Genomic DNA, 21,411 nt, shown 5'->3' with positions numbered 1-21,411 from the left:
TAGTACTTTCTCTTACTATGAGTGTACTAGATTCTTTTTTTACAACTTTAAAGAACTAGACCAATTTTCGTTTTTTTAGATTTTTGTTGACAAATACCTACTTTTAATTGTATGATTGTTTATGTTTCTACGGAATATATTTACAAAGGAGGTATATAGACCAATATAGGATAGCGCCAGACCTGAACGTTCAGGTGACGAGGAGAGAGCTTATCGAAGATTCGGCGGGTGGCTCTAGGGACTGCACTCTACAGATAACAAAGAAAAACTAATTGTGAAGTTAGAACAAAGCGGTTATCACGCAGGTAGAAACATATAATGGGATTTGCTAGTTAAACAGGACCTAGTAAATACAGAATTTCAATTGGAAAGTAGGAATTAGCATTATGTGTGGAATTGTCGGAATGATTGGAAAAGAAAATGTCACGGAAAGTTTGATTCAAGGATTAACAAAATTGGAATATAGAGGTTATGATTCTGCTGGGATTTGTGTGAATGATCAAAGCCAACAGCCCCATGTAGTTAAGGCAGTTGGGGGCATTGCCGATTTAGCAGCAAAATTAACGCCAGAAATCGATGGAACAGTTGGTATTGGTCATACTCGTTGGGCCACTCATGGCGAACCAACTGTCGCCAATGCACATCCCCATGTTTCAAGCGATCAACGCTTTGCATTAGTGCATAATGGTGTCATTGAAAACTTTGAAGAATTAAAAGAACAATTTTTAAGTGGTGCTCACTTAATTGGTGATACAGATACTGAAATCGTCGTTCAATTAATTGCTCATTTTGCTGAAAATGGTTTTTCAACAAAAGATGCTTTTAAAGCGGCTTTAGCCGAAATTAAAGGTTCATACGCTTTTGCTTTAATGGATAAAATGGACCCCAATACTATCTACGTAGCGAAAAATAAAAGCCCGTTACTTATCGGTCTAGGTGAAGGCTTTAATGTTATTTGTAGTGACGCGATGGCGATGATTAAAGAAACCAATCAATTTGTTGAGATTGTTGATGGTGAAATTGTAACTGTTACAGCGGACAAAGTAGTAATCGAAACGCCAGAAGGACAAGTAATCAACCGAGAACCTTTTGAAGCGCAATTAGATTTAAATGACATTGAAAAAGGAACATATCCGTTTTATATGCTCAAAGAAATTGATGAACAACCTGCAGTGATGCGCAAAATTGTTCAAGCGTATACTCAAGGTGAAAAAGTGACTTTAGATGAGGCGTTACTTGGAAAAATTAATCAATGTGATCGAATTTACATTATTGCTTGTGGAACAAGTTATAATGCAGGTTGGGTCGGAAAATCTTTAATTGAAACGATTGCCAGTATTCCTGTGGAAGTTCATTTATCAAGCGAATTTGGCTACAACATGCCTATTTTATCTGAAAAACCGTTCTTCATTTTCTTAAGTCAAAGTGGTGAAACGGCAGATAGCCGCCAAGTACTGGTACAGGTTAATGAATTAGGGCATCCATCACTTACATTAACAAATGTTGCTGGCTCAACATTATCACGTGAAGCGGACGATACCTTGTTATTACACGCAGGACCAGAAATTGCTGTCGCTTCCACCAAAGCTTATACTGCTCAAATCGCTGTCTTAGCTATTTTAGCAAAAGCAATTGGCGAAGAACGCCAAACATTAGCAGCCGTCTCATTTGATGTGGCTCACGAATTGAGCGTGGTAGCAGCTGTCATGGAAACCTTGATTGATGAAAAACAACAAATGAAAGCCTTAGTGGAAGATTATCTGACGTATACTCGAAATGCCTTCTATATCGGGCGAGGAGTCGACTATTATGTGTCGATGGAAGCGGCCTTGAAGTTGAAAGAAATTTCCTACATTCAAGCAGAAGGCTTTGCGGCAGGTGAATTGAAGCATGGAACGATTGCCTTAATTGAAGAAGGAACACCTGTGATTGGGATTGTGACAGATGCCAAAGTCGCAGCCCATACAAGAGGCAATTTAAAGGAAGTCGAAAGTCGTGGAGCAAGAAATATTGTGATTGCCTTGGAATCCTTGGCAAAACCACAGGACCAACTGATTATTCCAGATGTTCATCCGTTACTTTCTGCCTTAGTTAGCATTGTTCCAGGTCAATTATTAGCGTACTATGCAACCTTACAAAGAGGCTACGATGTTGATAAACCAAGGAACTTAGCCAAAAGTGTAACTGTTGAGTAAATCAAGAACCTGAGAGAAAGATGTTCAACGGGTTTTCATGAGTTTTAATATCTGAGACAAAAATCACTTTAGATTTTTGTCTCAGATATTTTTTATAAAAGAAAGATATTTAGTCAAAAATGAAAGATTCCAAAGAAATTCTTTTTTTCCGTTGAAAACTGTTTGCATTTTAGCAAAATTAGATATAATTAATAAGAACCGAAAAATAAGAATTAGCCAGTTAGGTAACTTTGTTTGAAAGAAAGCAAAAAGTAGGTTAAGCTGAAAAGTGCTAATTTATTTAACAAAAAAAGATTGTGAGTTGTTTGATATGGATCAGTTTAGTACATTAACTGAACAAGAATTTACTACCTTTGCAATGACACATCCTGCAGGTAACTTTTTAGAAACACCCGAAATGAAACATTTATTGGAACGACGTGGCTGGCATTGTGAATACGTTGGCGTCAAACGAGAAGGCCAACTAATTGCTGCGTGTATCCTAAGCAAGAAAAAAGTCAAAATTGGTTATGCTTTCGACATTGACGGCGGAATTTTGATGGATTATACAGATAAAAAATGTGTAGAAGCCTTTTTCACAGGCTTAAAAAAATATGTGAAAAAAAATGATGGCCTTTATTTAACCTTTACTCCCAATAAACAAATTTGTTTACGTGATTTTAATGGCGGTGAAGTTGAAAAGGTCAATCAAGAAACATTTGACTATTTCACATCAATTGGTTTTGAACACCAAGGGTTTGATGTGCACAATTTTGATGGCGCGCCACGTTGGCTGTTTGTCAAAGATATGGCTGGATTAACAGAAGAAGATCTTTGGAAATCTTATGGAAAAGATGCTAAATATGACATCAAGAAAACATGGGAATATGGAGTGACAACCCGAGAACTTCGTTACGAAGAGTTACCTCTCTTTAAGAAATTAACGGAAGAAACAAGTGCACGACGTAATTTTGAAGATAAGGATTTAGCTTATTACCAAGCTGTTTATGAAGAGTTTGGTGAACGAGCGAAATTTATGGTAGCGGAACTAAACTTTGCTACTTATTTAGAAAATCTTCATGAGAAATTACGCAAATTACAAGAGACGCTCAACGAAGTCAATGAAGCGTTAATTGCCAATCCTAAAAGCCGTAAAAAAAATAACCAGAAACGTGAATTTGAAGATGAAGTTCGTACCGTGCGCAAACGGATTGACGAGGCTAAAGAAATGAAAACATCAGATGAACCTGAAATTTTAGCAGGCGCCTTATTCATTGTTCATCCACAAGAAGTTGTTTACTTGTTTAGTGGTACGTATGAAAAATATAAACAATACTATGCACCGTATTTAATTCAACATAAAATGTTAACTTACACAGTAGAAAATAACATTCCCAAATATAATTTTTATGGCGTTGACGGTGTCTTTGATGGAAGTGATGGGGTTCTTAAATTCAAACAATCCTTTGGCGGTCATGTCGAAGAATTAATGGGCAATTTCCAATGGAAAGCCAAACCAATGAAATATGCCTTATATCACGCATTAAAAACAATTAAAGAAAAAGTCTAAAATTAAAACCCAATCCTTAAAAAGGAATGGCAAAGTGAGGCGTTTAAATGGAAAATCAAGTCGAGGTTATGACGTATGCACAGTTAAAAGAAATTATGCAGGCGTTAGAAGCAAACGAAGCGATTACAGAAGATACAAAAGTCTTTATTGATACAGGCTGGGATAGCGTGCAAGAAGTAGCACCAGATGCAGTCAGTATTGAAAAAGTTGCTAAATTTACAGTAGCAGATGTTTTAACAAACGAAAGTTTTGCTGGGTATAGTTTAGAAGAAAAGGCGGAGAAAATGAACGCTGAGGGCGACCTAGAAACGGCAATTATTATTCGTAATCTTTACTAAAAAAGTCCGTTTGAATAGTTAAAATCGAGGTCGGGACAGAACCGTTTAGCTCCGAACAACGCGTAGTGTTGGTTCTGTTCCCGCCGGTTATCAGGTTTTGAGCCTGGAGCAAAAATCCAAAGTGATTTTTGTCCCAGGCTCATCTGCTTTATAAGAAATAAAGGAGGTTAGATATGAGTACCATTCATGAATTTCCAAAAAACTATGAACGTTTTATTGCACAAGGAGAAGAAGCACTTGTAGAACATAATCAGATTGCCGCTTTAGAAAATTTTCAACAAGCCTATCAGCTACAACAAACGCCGCCAGTAAACCAAAAAATTGTCCAATTATTGTTGGAAATGGGTGAAGCTGACGAAGCACTAGCATTGGCAGAAGCGTTCCAAGAGACTTATTTTGAGAACCTTGAAACAGCGGCAATTTATATGCAAATTTATAGTCAAAGTCGTCGCTTTATTGAAGGGTATATTTTATTGAAGCAATTACTTCAAACTAAAAAAATAACGCTAGCACAACAAAAAACGTTAGAACAGCAATTAATGCAAGTGGAAGAGGCGTATCAACAATTAGAAACGCAGCAAATTCAAGCAATTAAAAGGAACTTGTTAGTAAGCGATCAATTGCCCGTTTATCAACAATTAGCGAACATTAAAACCAGTTTATATTTGCCTAAACCAGTATTTGTGGAAGTCGCAAAAGATTTAGTTATGAACCAAGCACTTAGTTATTTTGCTCGGGAATGGTTCATTGAAGAATTAGCACTGTTGCAATTTTCAGAACCACTGACCTTTCTTTGGTATGACAATCAGCCTCAGACAGTCTTACTAGAAGGAAAAACTGGACCGTTAAATACGCCAATCTATTCCGAAATTTATACTGAACTTAGGAATCGCTTAGAAAATGATGATCCAATTATGCTGCAGCATTTGGAAGAAGAAATTCGATTGCATCTTACCTATTTGTATCCATTAGCAGAGACGGTTATTTCAGATCCAACTATCTGGGTCTTGGGTTATTTGGCAACCTACTATCCTGAATATATTGAAAAAGAATTGACTGAAGCAAAAGGCCATCAAATCGCTGCTGTTCAAAAAGTTCAACAGGCGATACGAACGGCTTTTACACAAATAATGCTTTAAAAAATGGCACGTCCTAAAAACGAGGACGTGCCATTTTTTCGGTTTCAGAAATTTGCTGAATCTGCTCTAATTGCTTTTCTTGACTGATTATTGCGGATAATAGAAAAAAGCAAGACAGAAATAAGTAAAAAGAATTCCTTGAATCAAGCAAATCACAACGAACAATGGCGTTGCTCCTGGAAAAGAATCAGAAATCCGTGTAATTAAAAATTCAACTAACCATAAAATCATTGAAAATAAAAATAATTTTTTCTGACGAGTTCTCATAGTCCGCAACAACCTTTCTGGTGATTTTCACTTCTCTATCATAACATAGAAAACGAGCTGTTTTTTCTCAAAAATTTTGTTACTTCATAAGAAAAATGGGAAATAAGCAAGTTTCAGGAAGTACTAAATGTACCCGGAAAGAATACTTAATCCATCTTAATCAAACCATACAGTCACGTTTATTGCAAAAGAAGTGTTTTTGGATGGAACAAATTATTCCATAAACACAAATATTTCTTTGTTGTTTGTATAAATGTCATAAAAGTGATTACTTACTACTTTTTGATTTTTAGACATATCCGTATCGGTCAGTGGTGCCATCTCTACTCCTAAATTCGATGAAGTATTGAACCAAACGTAATTAGGGAAATATAGACCGTCATTTGGTGGCACGATTTTTGAAAGAATTGGGTAGTTTCGACTTGTATTAGCATAAACAGTTGAATTTTTGAAAAACGTATTTAAATAAACTTTTTTTCGTTCGTTTGTTACAACATTTTTTAAATCATCTGTTAAAATAGCTGCTTGGCGATTGAATGCTTCTTTTTGATAGTTTAATGTGGAAGAATACACCAAAACAAACGATAAAATATAATAAGATAACAAGCTGGCCACAAGTAACGAAGTTAGATAAATTGCTTTCACTTGTCGATTGTTAAATAAACTTAACATGCTGATTGTAACGAAAACAGCAAATCCATAAATATAGCGAGGCGCATCACCTGCGATATTTCTTGAATAGACAATAAAAATACCAAAACTTAAGAGAGAAGCAAGTCCTAAATACAAGATACAATAAAGGAAACTTAAGCCTAAGTTGATTTTGCTATTTGATAGATGACTAATAAAAAATAAAACAAGCAGTAGGAGCAGTAATAAAAGCCATAAACGATTACTCTGGTTCAATAGCTCTGAAAAATAATGGTAACTATTTTGATAAGCCACACTTGGAATATCGTGCAAACTTGGTAAGGCCTGACTGCCCCCAATGTTGTTTGTTGCGGAAGGTACAAATTTTAACTCGATAAGGTAGCTGACTATAGAAAGTAGATAAGCGATAGCAGCAAGTGCGACTTTTTTACAAAGAGCAATGAAATTTTCTCCAGCAAGTAACTGCTTGAAAGTAAGGAATAAGACGATAACTATATAAATTCCTGACGAGGCTTGGTAAGTATTAAACATAACAAACAGTGAAAAGACAGAAACCAAGAAAAACGTAAAAGAATTACGCTGCCACCAATAAAAAGGAAGAAACGAACAAAAAATACTCAGTGCCATATAGGGACTATCAAACCTGAAACTAAGACATTGGAGGAACCAAGGATTGAGGCCAATTAAAGTAGCTACTAAAGAGGAACCCCAGCTAATTTTTTGGTCATTGATGATATAAATAGCCAGTATGCTTGTGAGAGATAAGATAAGACCTGTTAGAATAGGTGTGGTCAAGCCCAGATCTGTCAAATGACGACTTCCTTGAACAAACCATGAGAGAAATTCACTGCCCCAACGTGCGTAAGTCGTACCAAAATCTGTCATTCCAGCGACTTGGCGAGCATTATCATCTAAGTAAGGGAAATTGATAATGCCGATGGATAAAACTGCCACTTGATAAATTAAAATGATCAATAGAAGATAGGCTTTATTTTCAATACACCAATTCTTTAAATCAAATTTTTTTGATTCTGTAGGTAATTGTTTCATCATTGTACTCCACTCCAATAATTATTTAACAATTAAAATATACCATAACGAGTGGAATGAAGAAATTGCTTTTGTTATTTTCTCATCTTGACAGAACACTAAGGGTAGGCAAAACAAAAAAATCCCAACTCTTTATTAAAGAGTTGGGATTTTACCAAAAAGCCACCTGCCGGGCTTGAACCGGCGACCCCCACCTTACCATGGTGGTGCTCTACCAACTGAGCTAAGGCGGCACTTTCAAAGGCTAAACTAACTCGAGGATTGCAACGAAGTGAAACCCATAGAGTTCATTTTCAAAGGCTACACTGCGACGAGTAATCGTCAAAGTTCCTTTTGAAAAATCGTACAAATCTCGTGCACAAGAAATAGAATAACGTATAGACGAAAGTTTGTCAATTGCTCTTTCGTAAAAAAAGAAAAATGATTTTTTTCTAAGAAAAACTGTTGACAATCTCTTTTTTCTCTAGTAAAGTGTAAATCAACATCACAGATAACTATTCATTCGTTGAAGAGAAGAGTAAATTTTGATGACCTTCAAAAGAGAGTCCTGATTGGTGAAAAGGGACAAGGTTCAGAAAAGTTGAAGATGGTCTCTGAGAATAAATTGCTGATAAGTAAGCAATTTCGGCTAAGCACCCGTTACCATGTGCACCAAGTTAATAAAGACTTGGATAAGAGATGAGATATAAAGAATCAGTTATATTTCGAAAAAAGGTGGTACCGCGAATCATTCGCCCTTTACTAGCAAAACGCTAGTGAAGGGCTTTTTGCTGTGAATCACTACGACTGGCGCGAAGCGACAGAGTAGATGATGAACAGTACAAGGTGACCGAAGGGCAAGTTGTGTCATTTGCACGAAAGTGTTCCTACGATTCTCGCCAAAGCTGCGATTCTCGTCACAGTTAAATCCTGTTGAGCACTACGACTGGCGCGAAGCGACAGAGTAGATGCTGTCTGCGATTACTCGACGCAGTATGGCCATTGTAAGTGATGAACAGTACAAGATGACCGAAGGGCAGGTTGTATCATTTGCACGAAAGTGTTCCTACGATTCTCGTCACAGTCAAATCCTGTTGAGCACTACGACTGATGCAAAGAGAGAGAGTAGCTATTATCTGCGATTACTCGATGCTTGAAGGGGTAGTAACTCTAGTCTGTTTAATTTTGAAAACAGATGAAAATCAGTTTAGAATGAATAGAAATAAAAAAGCAGTGATATAGTAAGTACAAGACTTGATTTGTTTAACAGAGAGCCTAGGTAGCTGAGAATAGGTGACAAAGACGTTTTGGAAAATGGCTATTGAGCAAGCGCTCCGAGTGTTAAACACAAGGCGGCGACGGGGGCTCCCGTTATCGAGCTAGGGTATCGAACATATTGTTCCGTACTTGAAAAGGGAATTTGTGTGAGCAAATTCTGAACATGAGGTGGTAACACGCAAAAAAGCGTCCTCAACGATACAACTTGAGTTGTGTCGTTGAGGATGCTTTTTTCTTTTTTATGAAAAAATGCAGGTTGGTAAGAATGAAGGGGGATAAAGAATGATTGAACTAAAAAATATCAGTGTGACATTTCAACAAAAAAAACAAGAAATTCAGGCTGTCCAAGATGTTTCTTTGACAATTGATAAAGGGGATATCTACGGAATTGTTGGTTATTCCGGTGCTGGAAAAAGTACGCTAGTACGGGTAATTAATTTATTGCAACGACCAACAGCGGGCACCGTTATTATTAACAAAGAAAATATTTTAACTTTTTCTAAAAAGGAATTACGACAACAACGAAAAAAGATTGGAATGATTTTTCAACATTTTAATTTGATGAAAGAGCGGACCATATTTAGTAATATCGATTTTTCATTAAAATATTCTGGGCTAAGTAAAAGTGAACGGCGTCAAAAAATCAGCCATTTATTAGAGCTAGTTGGACTAAGTGAAAAACGGGACGCTTACCCCAGTCAACTATCAGGAGGGCAAAAACAGCGGGTTGCGATTGCCCGCGCTTTAGCAAATGATCCTGAAATTTTACTTTGTGATGAAGCGACGAGTGCGTTAGATCCAAAAACAACGGGACAGATTTTAGCCTTGTTAAAAAAGTTAAATCAAGAACTGAACTTGACGATTGTCTTAATCACCCATGAAATGCAAGTGGTTAAAGAAATTTGTAATAAAGTCGCGGTGATGGAAAATGGCTGCGTTGTCGAATCAAACGATATTGTTTCGATTTTTAGTCAACCCCAACAACCTTTAACCAAAGATTTTATCCGGACAGCAACTCATATCGACCAAGCATTAACCACGATTCTTGAACATCCTAAATTAGCTGATTTAGATAAAAATCAAGAATTAATTGAATTTTCTTATGTGGGAGATCAAACGAACGAGCCATTAATTGCACAATTGTATAGCCAATATCAGGTATATACAAATATCCTTTATGGCAATGTCGAAATTGTTCAAAACGTTCCTATTGGCCATTTAATTGTGGTGCTTTCTGGTGATGAGGCCCAGCGTCAACAAGCCCTTACTTATTTAGCGAAACAAGGCGTGCGAACCAATGTTTTGAAAACCTATCAGCAAACGAAGCAAAAGCAGAACTTACAGGTGATTTAAAAAAGGAGTGAACTGAGAATGTATCAATTATTTGAGAAATATTTTCCGAATGTTGTCCAATTAAAACAAGAGTTTCTTCAAAGTACATGGGAAACAGTATACATGGTTTTTTGGACAGCCTTGATTGCTGGTGTGTTAGGAGTCTTGTTGGGTGTCGTGCTTGTCAGTACTGGCCCCAGTGGTGTTTTGAAAAATCCACCCCTGTATAGTGTCTTAGAAAAAATTATTAATGTTTGCCGCTCTATTCCTTTCATTATTATGCTCGCACTGATTCAACCGTTAACACGAATTTTGGCAGGAACAACAATTGGTACAACCGCAGCGTTAGTCCCATTAGTTATTGGCGTAATCCCGTTCTTCGCGCGCCAAATTGAAAATGCGTTATTAGAAGTGGATCCTGGCGTTATTGAAGCGGCAGAAGCCATGGGGACGAGTCCCTTAGGGATTATTTTTCGGGTTTATCTAATTGAAGGGTTACCAAGTATTATTCGTGTTTCAGCGGTGACAATTATTAATTTGATTGGATTAACAGCCATGGCAGGAGCGATTGGAGCCGGTGGTCTGGGCAACTTAGCGATTACTCGAGGATACAATCGGTTTCAAACCGATGTGACATTTATGGCCACGTTAATTATTTTAATTATGGTATTTATCAGTCAAGCCATTAGTAATCAATTAATCAAAAAAACATCACATTAGAAAAAAGGAGAAATGACAAATGAAAAAATTTAGTAAATTAATTGGACTTATTGGGGTATTAGCTTTTACGATTGCAGGTTGTGCATCGGGGTCTGCGAAGGATACTAAGACAGAAACCGTTAAACTAGGGGTTGTAGGAACAAAAAATGATGAATGGGAATCGGTCAAAGACCGTTTGAAAAAGAAAAATATTGATCTACAATTGGTAGAATTTACAGACTATACGCAACCCAATGCAGCATTAGCAGAAAAAGAAATTGATTTAAATGCCTTTCAGCATCAAATCTTTTTAGACAATTACAATAAAGAACATGGGACGAAATTAGTATCAATTGGCAATACAGTCAATGCACCATTGGGAATTTACGCCAATAAATTGAAAGATATCACGAAAATTAAAGACGGCGGAGAAATTGCTATTCCTAATGACCCAACGAATGGTGGGCGGGCGTTAATTTTATTACAAACTGCAGGACTGATAAAAGTTGATCCTGCGAAACAGCAACTACCGACTGTCAGTGATATTACTGAAAATAAACGCCAATTGAAAATAACTGAATTAGATGCTACGCAAACAGCGCGCGCTTTACAAGATGTCGATGCTTCAGTGATTAATAGCGGCATGGCTGTCGATGCTGGGTATACACCAGATAAAGATGCTATTTTCTTAGAACCTGTAAACGAAAAAGCGAAACCTTATGTGAACATTGTCGTGGCCCGAGAAGAAGATCAAGAGAATAAACTTTATCAAAAAGTTGTAGAAGAATATCAACAAGAAGAAACGAAAAAGGTCATTGCAGAAACATCAAAAGGCGCCAATGTTCCAGCCTGGGAAACATTTGGTAAAAAATAAAGGAGGCATTTATAATGAGTACAACAACGATTCAAACAATCCAAGAAGCTATTGCTACAGAAAAGGAATGGATAATCCATTTAAGACGTCATTTTCATCAATACCCTGAAGCAAGTTTAAAAGAATATGAAACGATTAAGCGAATTAAAGAAGAACTACTAGCCTTAGCTATTCCTTTTGTAGAAGTAGGGGAAACGGGTGTTTTAGCAACCATTGAAGGAGGTCTTGGCGCTGGCAAAACGATTTTGTTACGTGCAGATATTGATGCGTTGGAATTGCCAGATTCAACAGGTGCTGCCTATGCTTCTAAAAATCCAGGACTCAATCATGCTTGTGGACACGATGGTCATGCGGCAGCATTGCTAGGTGCAGCTAAAGTGCTCAAAAAACATCAGGATACCTTTTCAGGAACGGTTAAACTGGCCTTCCAGCCAGCTGAAGAAATTGGTGCAGGCGCGCGACAATTTGTGGAAGGAAATTATTTAGAAGCAATCGACCAAGTGTTTGGGATTCATTTAGATTCCAGTGTGCCGGTCGGAAAATTAGTCGCTACCAAAGGCGCCACCAACGCCTCTTGTGATATTTTTAAAATTGAAGTCAGTGGTCAAAGTAGTCACGTCGCCCAACCACAGAATGGCCGGGATGCTGTTTTAGCAGCGGCCAGTATCGTTGTGGAATTACAAAAAATTGTAGCTCGCGAGATTGATCCTTTAGATTCTGTCGTAGTAGGAATTGGCGTTTTACAAGCAGGAACACGCTATAATATTGTAGCAAACCAGGCAACCATTGAAGGTACTGTTCGAACATTTAGTCAGGAAACGCGCCAATTTGTTTTACAACGAGTCGAAGAAATTGCCCATGAAATTGCCCAGTCTCATCGCACAGAAATTGCTGATTTTTCTGTTTATGCGGCAGCGAATCCATTAATTAATGAAGAACAAGCAACCAACCGTGCACAGCAGGTAGCCAGTGAAATTGTTGGTTTTGAAAATGTTGTGACCGATCATCCTAAAAGTTTAGGGGCGGATGATTTTGCTGATTACTTAGCGGTAATTCCTGGTATCTATGGACGGGTCGGTTCACGAAACCCTGAAAATCCTGCTACTCATTTTGGACACCATCATGAACAATTTGATATTGATGAACGTGCCTTACTTTTAGCAGCAGAGTACCACGTACGCTATGCATTAAATTATTTATCAGAATAATAGGGATAGGGAGCCGACAAAATGATTGTTTGTGGGCTCCTTTCGTTATAAACCAACGTGGCTTGCTTTCTTGTCATACTATGATAGAATACAAGCATAAGAAAGGTGATTCACATGTTTTTTGTTTTAACTGATAAATTAACAAGAAAAGTAGCTCCCGATAGTTTAAGAACAGATGAAGCACTGTTGTGGAGCCGAGCAATTAATTTCTTCATCGCTTGATAGCACATTTTTTGACTAGAAAAGCTAGTCTTATTTGAGTGTACGTACAAGCGGTTGTCGGGATTTCTGTCAGGATGAACGACGTGCAGACGTGGTTCTTTTTTTGTTGTCCCAAAATAATCAGTTAACAAGAAAGAAGTGACGAAAATGAGTATTTTAACTATTGAACATTTAACGCATCGGTTTGGCGAAAAGGTCTTGTATGAAGAGGCTTCATTGCAAGTGAATAAAGGGGATCATTTAGGCTTAACTGGCCAAAATGGTGTCGGCAAATCCACCTTAATTAAAATTTTAACGGGGGAAGTATTGCCAGACGAAGGAACGATTCAGTGGCAAAAAAATTGTAAGATTGGGTACTTGGATCAGTACGTTTCTGTAGAACAATCACTAACGATGGTTGATTTTTTGAAACAAGCCTTTCAAGAACTTTTTGATAAAGAAGCGAAACTGACAAAGCTTTATGAAGAATACAGTCAAACGGCTTCGGAAAAACTTTTAGAACAAGCAGGCAAATTACAAACAGATTTAGATGAAAGTAATTTTTACCAAATCGACACGATTATTCAGGATTTAGCCAATGGGTTAGGACTACAAGCAATTGGTTTGGATAAAAAGTTAGGGGAGCTAAGCGGTGGTCAACGTTCAAAAGTGATTTTAGCAAAATTATTGTTAGAGGCCCCTGATGTGTTACTTTTAGATGAACCCACCAACTATTTAGATGATACGCATATTCAATGGCTTGTTCGCTATCTGAATAATTTTGAAGGAAGCTTTCTATTAGTCTCCCATGATTATCAATTTTTAAATGAAGTGACGAATTGCATCGCAGACATTGAGTTTGGCAAGTTAACCAAATATACTGGAAATGTAGAAAAATCTTTTGCGCAAAAAGAGCAGAATAAACAAACCTATTTGAAACAGTATCAGGCCCAACAAGAAAAAATTGAAAAAATGGAAGCCTACATTCGTAAATACAAAGCTGGAAATCGAGCAACGATGGCTAAAAGTCGACAAAAACAATTGGACCGGTTGGAACGATTGACTCCGCCTGGTTCCTTGACTAAGCCGGCGATTGAATTTCCTTATCAAGGGTTAGTTGCAACGCAAGCACTAACGACTCAGAAGTTAGTTGTCGGCTATCGGGAACCTTTGTTAGAACCGTTAGATTTAATGGTTCATGTCGGTGAAAAAGTCGCATTGAAAGGCTTTAATGGGATTGGCAAATCAACATTAATTAAAACGTTGACGAAAGTGATTCCTTCATTAGATGGAGAATTTCATTATCCGCTGAATACAAAAATTGCTTATTTTACCCAAGACTTAGCGTGGCCTAATGAGCAGTTAACGCCGCTAGACTATTTATCAGATCGTTTTCCAGATACAACGATTAAAGAGCGAAGAAGTCATTTGGCTAGAGCAGGTTTACCAGATAAGTTAGCAATGCAGTCGTTAGCCCTGTTAAGTGGTGGTGAGCAAACAAAAGTAAAACTAGCGGAACTAATGATGCAAACTAGTAATCTGTTATTTTTAGATGAGCCAACCAATCATATTGATGAAGCGGCCAAAAAAAGTTTACAAGAAGCAATTCACGTTTACCCAGGAACGGTTTTTCTGGTTTCCCATGAAGCAGATTTTTATGAGGAAATTGTGGATCGAGTAATTGATATTGAGGAATTAGTTAAATAAAGAAGAAAGAACCAAGCTGAGGGGGAGTCAACTTGGTTCTTTCTTCTTTATTATTTATTTACTCATTAAGCCATCATGGATTTTTGTTAAATTCCAGTTCATCATGCTGTAGTACGTATCGCCTTCTGTTCCTTCTTTGGCAAGAGAGTCTGTGAAAAGTGTATCGTAAATTGGTCGTTTCACTTCTTTTGAGACCCGTTCCATACTACGTTTATCGACACTGGTTTCAACAAATAACACAGGTACTTTTGATTTCTTAATGGTATCAATAATCGTGGTCATTTGTTCAGGTGTTCCTTGACTTTCTGTGTTAATTTCCCAAATATAAGCGGCATTTAAATCATAAGCTTTGGAGAAATATTTAAAGGCACCTTCACTTGTAACTAATAATTTTTTATCATCAGGAATATCAGCGAATTTAGCTTTGGCTTCCTCATGTAGTTTGCTAAGTTTTTCGGTATAATTTTTCGCGTTTTCTGTATAGAAATCTTTATTTTTTGGATCTTTTTCTACTAACACGTCACGAATGTTTTCTACATATTTAATGCCATTTTCAATGTCTAACCAAGCATGCGGATCTTCTGTTTGTTCTTGACCGGCACTTGTTAAATATTGTGGCGTAACATTTTTGCTTGTAGAAAAGTAATCTTTATTCTCAACTTTTTTGGCCGTTTTCATTAATTTGTTAAACCAGCCATTTCCGCCTGTTTCTAAGTTCAAGCCGTTAAAGAATAAAATGTCCGCTTCAGAAGCTTTCGCAATGTCTTCTGGTAACGGTTCATATTCGTGAGGGTCTGTCCCAATTGGCACAATACTATGCAGCTCAATTTTGTCTTGCCCAACATTTTTCACTAAATCGGATAAGATCGAGTTCGTTGTCACAATTGCTAATTTTTCTTTCTTTTCAGCGGCTTGATTCCCGCAAGCAGCTAACGTTAACCCTGCTAAAAGTGTTAAAAAAAATAAACTAAATTTTTTCATTCGTTGATTCCTCCATTTCTTTCTCACGGTTTACAAATACTAGGCCTTTCTTTGGTGAGAAAAAGAAAGCCAATAAAAAGAATAAGGCGGCGGTTAAAACAATCGTCGCACCAGAAGCTAAGTTATAAGAATAACTAAAGAATAGGCCAATCACTGAACTTAAAATCCCAAAAGTAGAGGCTAAGCCAATCATTGTCGGTAAGTGATTTGTTAATAGATAAGCTGTTGCCGCTGGCGTAATCAGCATGGCAATGACTAAAATAGTTCCGACGGTTTGCAAAGAAGAAACAGCGACTAATGTTAGTAAAAACATCAATGCATAGTGGAAAAATTGAATATTTAAACCATAGGCCTGAGCCATTGTGGGATCAAAAGAAGTGAGTTGCAACTCTTTATAAAACAATGCCACAAAAATCAAAACAATCACGCCGACGACACAAGTAATTAAAATATCGGTATCTGCGACCGCTAATACATTTCCAAACAGAATATGATATAAATCGGTGGAACTTTTTGCAAAAGAGATAAAAATAATCCCTAAAGCAAAAAAAGAACTAAAGACAACACCAATGGCAGTATCATTTTTTAGTGGACTTTTTTGGGTAATAAAGCCGATTGATAATGCAGCTAATAAGCCAAAAATAGAAGCGCCAAAAATATAATTGAAACCAAACATATAAGAAACAGCGACCCCTGGTAAAACAGCATGTGAAATCGCATCACCCATCAAAGACATCCCACGTAAAATAATGAATGAACCAATTACCCCTGAAATGAGTCCGACAATTACAGACGTCAAAAGGGCATTTTGTAAAAATTGATAACGGAATAAACCATCAATAAATGCAGCAATCATTTTGCAACCCCCTGTATTAATAAATCACCTAACAAATCACCGTATGCTTCTTGGAGCGTTTCTGCAGTAAATGTTTGTTCAACAGGACCCGCAGCAATTAGCCGGTTTTTCAAAACGATTAATTCATCAAAATAGTGGGACACTTTGTGCAAATCATGGTGAACAATGATAATCATTTTACCTTGATTTTTTAATGATTTGAGAATATCCATAATCACTTTTTCACTAGACATATCAATGCCGACGAAAGGTTCATCTAAAAAAATCACCTCAGCACCTTGGGCCAAAACACGGGCGATAAACACACGTTGTAATTGGCCACCAGAAAGTTCGCCAATCTGGCGTTGCGCATAGTCTTCTAATTGCACCATTTTTAATGCAGCCATGGCTGCTTGCTTTTCTTTCTTTCCTGGGCGTTTTAATAGTCCCAAGTTTGGATAGGTTCCTAGCAAGACCGTTTCAAAAACGCTAATTGGGAAACTAAGATCCAAGGCGCTACGTTGTTCTACATAGGCAATGGTTGTTTTTTGTTGGTCAATCGCTTGATTATTTAACAAAACATCACGTTCCTTTGTTTTAATCAAGCCTAATAACCCTTTAATAAATGTTGACTTTCCAGCACCATTTGGTCCGATAATTCCAGTAATTTTACCGGAGGGAATAGTAACGTGGATATTATTTAAAGCGGTCCGTCCTTGATATTGAACGGTTAACGCTTGAACAGCTAAGTTAAAGCTTTTTCTCATGAAATTCCTCCTTTTTAGGTTTGCCTTAAAATCAGTATAAGGGATAGTTTAAGAAAATGCAAATAATTTTTAGGCGCACCTAAATACAAGCGCTTTTTTCACAAAGAAAACCGTTTCTTTCAATAAATTAAGGAGGATCCCATGATTTTTATGACAAAAAATGGTAGAATATGAATGAAAACGACTATTATTTTATATTGACGGAGGATATCATGACCGAAAACTATCAAGATGACACCTTACGCATCTTCAGTTTAAATGCAAATCGACCACTTGCTGAAAAAATCGCAGCATCAGTAGGAACAGAATTAGGAAAAAGCACCGTGCGCCAATTTAGTGATGGCGAAATTCAAATTAATATTGAAGAAAGTATTCGTGGCGATCATGTCTACATCATCCAAGCAACGAATGCTCCTGTAAATGATCATTTGATGGAATTGCTTATTTTAATTGATGCATTAAAACGTGCTAGCGCAAAAACAATTAATGTTATTTTGCCTTACTATGGTTATGCTCGCCAAGACCGCACAGCGAAACCAAGAGAACCCATTACTGCGAAATTAGTTGCTAATATGTTGGTAGAGGCAGGCGCAACACGTTTGTTAACATTAGACTTGCATACTGTTCAAGTCCAAGGATTTTTTGATATCCCAGTAGATAATTTATTTACAATGCCTTTGTTTGCTCATTATTATCGTCAACAAGCATTAGTAGGGGAAGAAATTGTGATTGTTTCGCCTAAAAACAGTGGCGTTCAACGCGCGCGTAGTTTATCGGAGTACTTAGATGCGACCTTAGCAATTGTCGACCATGAAGAGATTGATGGGGTGCGTCAAGAAGGTTACGTTATTGGGAATGTCGCTGGGAAAAAATGTATTCTTGTTGATGACATTTTGAATACTGGTCAAACGTTAGCCACAGCGGCGGAAGTTTTAATGAAAAATGGTGCGCAAGAAGTGTATGCTTGCGCCTCGCATGGTTTGTTATCAGAAGGCGCAAAAGCAACCTTAGAAAATGCGCCAATTAAGGAAATTAGTATTACTGACTCTGTTTATACGACAGCAGACCGCCAACCAGCAACCTTGAATATTATTTCTTGCGCTGAATTAATGGGGGAAGCGTTACTTCGTATTCATGAAAATAAACCAATGAGTCCATTATTCCGTTTAGAACCAAAAGGAGAATAAGTGATTCCTTAAACTAGAAATAGGTCTAACAACTTTAATAGTGTTGGGCCTATTTTTCTTATCTCTTTAATAAATAGAAGAGAAAGTATTCTGATTTTGTGTTTTAAGCTTTTTATGCTAGAATAACGCCAGAACATAAGGAAAGGGACGAGTCATTTGGAACCCATTTATTTAGATCATGCGGCAACAACGCCGCTTCATCCAACGGTCATTCAAGCGATGACTGAAAATATGCAAACGACTTTTGGCAATCCATCAAGTATTCATCAGTTTGGACGAAAGGCACACGGTCTTCTGGAAGAAGTGCGTCAAACGATTGCCGAGAGCTTACAAGCCAAACCCCACGAAATTATTTTTAATAGTGGTGGCACAGAAGGGGATAACACAGCCATCTTGGCAGTTGCTTTTTCTCGTCAAAAGGAAGGAAAACATATTATTACTACGGCAATTGAACATCCCGCTGTGTTACGAACGATGGAATACTTAGAAACGTTAGGCTTTGAAGTGACTTACTTACCTGTGAATGAAAATGGTCAGATTTCAATGGATCAATTCAAAAAGTCTTTACGCGAAGAAACGATCTTGGTTTCAATGATGTATGGCAATAATGAAATTGGAAATCGATTACCGATTGCTGAAGTTGGTGCAATTCTTAAAAATCATTCGGCGATTTTTCATACAGATGCCGTCCAAGCTTATGGAAGTGAAGTCATTTTACCTCATGAATTGGGGATCGACTTATTAAGTATTTCCGCTCATAAAATCAATGGTCCAAAAGGCGTAGGCTTTTTATTTAAAAGCGATGCAATCCAATTACCACCTCTTTTACATGGTGGGGAACAAGAAGAAAAACGACGTGCGGGCACGGAAAACTTAGCTGGAATTATTGGCATGGGTACTGCCGTTTCGTTACTAACTTCTACAGAAAAGCAAGCAAGAAAAACAGCCTATCAAAGTTTTCAAACGATTATTTTAAAAGCGTTAGAAGAAGCCAATATTGATTTTTCAATTAATGGTGAACCAACGAATCGTTTAGCGCATGTCTTAAATCTTCATTTAAAAGGAATTCCCAGTGATTTGCTCTTAATGCATTTGGACTTAAGAGGTATTGCGATTTCAACAGGCTCGGCTTGTACAGCGGGAACTGTGGATCCTTCGCACGTGTTGACAGCGATGTATGGAGAAAATTCCTCAGCTATTAAAGAATCAATCCGGATTAGTTTTGGCTACGGGAACACACCAGAAGAAATTGCGACTTTTTCTGAAGTACTAGTTGCAGTGATTCAACAATTGAAAAAATAATCTGATTGCGGCAGCTACAGGTTTTCGCTATAATGAAGATAACAATGAAAATAACGAGGTGGAACCCATGGCATTTACAACAACGGCTGCTGTTGAAGGCTCAACAGTTTTTTACAAAGTACATCCTAGTGCAAAACGCTATACATTAAAAGATAACGGCTTTACTGAAACAAAATCAGGGAACTTTCAATTGATTCGTTCCTTAGATCCAACGCCTCAGAGAAATGAAGGCTTCAAATTGAAAATTACGATCACTGCTGATCTAAAAGAGTTGAAAATGTCCATTACAACGGCAAATGGTTTAAAACCAATGAATATTTTCAAGAATGAACAACATGAAATGAGTAAAGAAAAATACTTTTTCTTAATGGATGGCTTAATTAGCCGTGGTGTATTAGAGAAAGTAGAATAACTTAGAGAAACCTGAAGAAACAAGTGAAAGTAGCTTGTTCCTTCAGGTTTTCTGTTTATTTGAAAGCAACAGCTTGTTGGCTGTGTCTTTGTTCCAAGTATTTTCTCATTATACGCCCGGCTTGCTTTACTTATTTCAAAAAAATAGTATAATGAAAAGCACTGAAAAGTTACGACCTTCAAATCGTGGATGATTTCAGAATCTAATTGAAATGATGGTGATAAAATGGCAGATAACAGCAAAACGCGTGTCGTGGTAGGCATGAGTGGCGGTGTCGATTCATCTGTCACAGCGTTGCTTTTAAAAGAGCAAGGCTATGATGTAATTGGGATCTTTATGAAAAATTGGGACGATACAGACGAAAATGGTGTCTGTACCGCAACTGAGGACTATAAAGATGTCGCAAAAGTAGCGGATCAAATTGGGATTCCGTATTATTCGGTCAATTTTGAAAAAGAATATTGGGACCGTGTGTTTGAATATTTTTTAGCAGAATATCGGTTAGGACGGACACCAAATCCAGATGTCATGTGTAATAAAGAAATTAAATTTAAAGCATTCCTAGATTATGCTATGCAACTAGGCGCTGACTATGTTGCAACTGGCCACTATGCGCAAGTAGAAACAGATGAAAATGGCGTAGTGCATATGTTACGTGGAATTGACAATAATAAAGACCAAACTTATTTTTTAAGCCAATTATCACAAGCCCAATTGGCAAAAACAATGTTTCCATTGGGTGGCATGGAAAAATCAGAAGTTCGTGCAATTGCTGAACGTGCTGGATTAGCCACAGCCAAGAAAAAAGACTCAACGGGCGTTTGTTTTATTGGTGAAAAGAATTTCAAAGAATTTTTGAGTAATTATTTACCAGCTAAAAAAGGCAACATGGTGACAGAAGATGGCGAAATCAAAGGACAACATGATGGTCTGATGTATTATACTATCGGTCAACGCCAAGGCTTAGGAATTGGTGGCGGCGGTAAAACACAAGAACCATGGTTTGTGATTGGGAAAGATTTAACCACCAATACATTATATGTGGGACAAGGATTTCACCATGAAAAACTATATGCAACACATTTAGAAGCCAGTGAGGTTCATTTTACTGTTGATACACCAATGCCAAAAGAGTTTGACTGTACGGCTAAATTCCGTTATCGTCAAGCAGATATTCCAGTGCATGTTTCCTTATCTGAAGATGGCACAAAAGCAACCGTTACGTTTAAGGAACCAGCGCGTGCAGTCACTCCAGGTCAAGCTGTTGTTTTTTATGATGGAATGGAATGCTTAGGGGGCGGCTTAATTGATCGCGCCTACCAAGATGAAAAAGAACTACAATACGTCTAAAAAGTTTCACGAGTTGTGAAACAAAAAGCGTATAGTTAACCAAAAGAAAAGCGGATATGCTGGTCATAAAACCAGTAAATATCCGCTTTTCTTTTTTATTTTATATGCCT

At 37.4% G+C, this 21,411-nt stretch carries 18 protein-coding genes, 1 tRNA gene and 2 other annotated features; of the genes, 13 read left to right on the top strand and 6 right to left on the bottom strand.

What is annotated here, in order from left to right:
- The first annotated feature begins 386 nt into the window (after window positions 1–386).
- The 4 genes from glmS to IGJ03_RS08155 all read left to right on the top strand — a co-directional run bounded on the left by glmS (window position 387) and on the right by IGJ03_RS08155 (window position 5,221).
- A complete protein-coding gene (gene glmS / locus IGJ03_RS08170; protein WP_002419725.1) occupies window positions 387–2,195 on the top strand; it encodes a glutamine--fructose-6-phosphate transaminase (isomerizing) in 1,809 nt (602 codons plus the stop codon).
- A gap of 310 nt (window positions 2,196–2,505) precedes the next feature.
- Window positions 2,506–3,744, top strand: coding sequence for an aminoacyltransferase (locus tag IGJ03_RS08165; protein ID WP_002359935.1), 1,239 nt, complete (start codon window positions 2,506–2,508; stop codon window positions 3,742–3,744).
- Window positions 3,745–3,791: 47 nt separating this feature from the next.
- Window positions 3,792–4,082, top strand: coding sequence for a hypothetical protein (locus tag IGJ03_RS08160; protein ID WP_002359936.1), 291 nt, complete (start codon window positions 3,792–3,794; stop codon window positions 4,080–4,082).
- Between the two features lie 173 nt (window positions 4,083–4,255).
- Window positions 4,256–5,221, top strand: coding sequence for a hypothetical protein (locus tag IGJ03_RS08155; RefSeq protein ID WP_202522599.1), 966 nt, complete (start codon window positions 4,256–4,258; stop codon window positions 5,219–5,221).
- Between the two features lie 87 nt (window positions 5,222–5,308).
- On the opposite strand, the gene IGJ03_RS08150 is transcribed toward IGJ03_RS08155, so the two are convergent.
- From IGJ03_RS08150 to IGJ03_RS08140, 3 genes are all read right to left on the bottom strand, one after another.
- The gene (locus tag IGJ03_RS08150) at window positions 5,309–5,488 is read right to left on the bottom strand and encodes a hypothetical protein (protein ID WP_002383739.1); all 180 of its coding nucleotides are present in this window, start codon (window positions 5,486–5,488) and stop codon (window positions 5,309–5,311) included.
- Window positions 5,489–5,701: 213 nt separating this feature from the next.
- Window positions 5,702–7,192, bottom strand: a complete 1,491-nt coding sequence (locus tag IGJ03_RS08145) for a glucosyltransferase domain-containing protein (protein ID WP_375804874.1) — start codon at window positions 7,190–7,192, stop codon at window positions 5,702–5,704.
- A gap of 157 nt (window positions 7,193–7,349) precedes the next feature.
- A tRNA-Thr gene (locus tag IGJ03_RS08140) sits at window positions 7,350–7,422 on the bottom strand.
- 263 nt (window positions 7,423–7,685) lie between these two features.
- Window positions 7,686–7,931, top strand: a binding site (T-box leader).
- Between the two features lie 461 nt (window positions 7,932–8,392).
- Window positions 8,393–8,643: a binding site (T-box leader), on the top strand.
- An 85-nt stretch (window positions 8,644–8,728) separates the two neighbouring features.
- Here IGJ03_RS08140 and IGJ03_RS08135 point away from each other — a divergent pair.
- From IGJ03_RS08135 to IGJ03_RS08115, 5 genes are all read left to right on the top strand, one after another.
- The gene (locus IGJ03_RS08135; RefSeq protein ID WP_002356948.1) at window positions 8,729–9,799 is read left to right on the top strand and encodes a methionine ABC transporter ATP-binding protein; all 1,071 of its coding nucleotides are present in this window, start codon (window positions 8,729–8,731) and stop codon (window positions 9,797–9,799) included.
- An 18-nt stretch (window positions 9,800–9,817) separates the two neighbouring features.
- The gene (locus IGJ03_RS08130) at window positions 9,818–10,498 is read left to right on the top strand and encodes a methionine ABC transporter permease (RefSeq protein ID WP_002366918.1); all 681 of its coding nucleotides are present in this window, start codon (window positions 9,818–9,820) and stop codon (window positions 10,496–10,498) included.
- Between the two features lie 19 nt (window positions 10,499–10,517).
- A complete protein-coding gene (locus IGJ03_RS08125) occupies window positions 10,518–11,351 on the top strand; it encodes a MetQ/NlpA family ABC transporter substrate-binding protein (RefSeq protein WP_002366917.1) in 834 nt (277 codons plus the stop codon).
- A gap of 14 nt (window positions 11,352–11,365) precedes the next feature.
- Complete coding sequence (locus IGJ03_RS08120) at window positions 11,366–12,559, top strand: amidohydrolase (protein ID WP_129193835.1); 1,194 nt, start codon at window positions 11,366–11,368, stop codon at window positions 12,557–12,559.
- Window positions 12,560–12,928: 369 nt separating this feature from the next.
- Complete coding sequence (locus tag IGJ03_RS08115; protein WP_425136042.1) at window positions 12,929–14,467, top strand: ABC-F family ATP-binding cassette domain-containing protein; 1,539 nt, start codon at window positions 12,929–12,931, stop codon at window positions 14,465–14,467.
- A 54-nt stretch (window positions 14,468–14,521) separates the two neighbouring features.
- Here the strand turns inward: IGJ03_RS08115 and IGJ03_RS08110 are convergent, their stop codons facing one another.
- The 3 genes from IGJ03_RS08110 to IGJ03_RS08100 are packed head-to-tail and all read right to left on the bottom strand — an operon-like array spanning window position 14,522 to window position 17,050.
- Entirely contained in the window at window positions 14,522–15,448 is a 927-nt protein-coding gene (locus tag IGJ03_RS08110) for a metal ABC transporter substrate-binding protein (RefSeq protein ID WP_131750512.1), read from the bottom strand.
- A complete protein-coding gene (locus tag IGJ03_RS08105; protein ID WP_002369145.1) occupies window positions 15,435–16,304 on the bottom strand; it encodes a metal ABC transporter permease in 870 nt (289 codons plus the stop codon). The genes IGJ03_RS08110 and IGJ03_RS08105 overlap by 14 nt, the downstream gene beginning before the upstream one ends.
- A complete protein-coding gene (locus IGJ03_RS08100; RefSeq protein WP_002360005.1) occupies window positions 16,301–17,050 on the bottom strand; it encodes a metal ABC transporter ATP-binding protein in 750 nt (249 codons plus the stop codon). The genes IGJ03_RS08105 and IGJ03_RS08100 overlap by 4 nt, the downstream gene beginning before the upstream one ends.
- A 212-nt stretch (window positions 17,051–17,262) precedes the next feature.
- Here IGJ03_RS08100 and IGJ03_RS08095 point away from each other — a divergent pair, with 212 nt between their 5' ends.
- The 4 genes from IGJ03_RS08095 to mnmA all read left to right on the top strand — a co-directional run bounded on the left by IGJ03_RS08095 (window position 17,263) and on the right by mnmA (window position 21,301).
- On the top strand, window positions 17,263–18,237 hold the full coding sequence (locus IGJ03_RS08095; protein WP_002362076.1) for a ribose-phosphate diphosphokinase: 975 nt from the start codon (window positions 17,263–17,265) through the stop codon (window positions 18,235–18,237).
- A 156-nt stretch (window positions 18,238–18,393) separates the two neighbouring features.
- A complete protein-coding gene (locus IGJ03_RS08090) occupies window positions 18,394–19,539 on the top strand; it encodes a cysteine desulfurase family protein (RefSeq protein WP_002366913.1) in 1,146 nt (381 codons plus the stop codon).
- Window positions 19,540–19,606: 67 nt separating this feature from the next.
- The gene (locus IGJ03_RS08085) at window positions 19,607–19,951 is read left to right on the top strand and encodes a DUF1831 domain-containing protein (protein ID WP_002356959.1); all 345 of its coding nucleotides are present in this window, start codon (window positions 19,607–19,609) and stop codon (window positions 19,949–19,951) included.
- A gap of 225 nt (window positions 19,952–20,176) precedes the next feature.
- Complete coding sequence (gene mnmA, locus IGJ03_RS08080) at window positions 20,177–21,301, top strand: tRNA 2-thiouridine(34) synthase MnmA (protein ID WP_002362075.1); 1,125 nt, start codon at window positions 20,177–20,179, stop codon at window positions 21,299–21,301.
- The last annotated feature ends 110 nt before the right edge of the window (window positions 21,302–21,411 follow it).

This window comes from Enterococcus sp. DIV1315a (genome assembly GCF_051712325.1).
Classification (GTDB): domain Bacteria; phylum Bacillota; class Bacilli; order Lactobacillales; family Enterococcaceae; genus Enterococcus; species Enterococcus faecalis.
The sequence above is the reverse complement of the archived record's forward strand: the minus strand, read 5'-3'. Positions and strand labels throughout refer to the sequence as shown.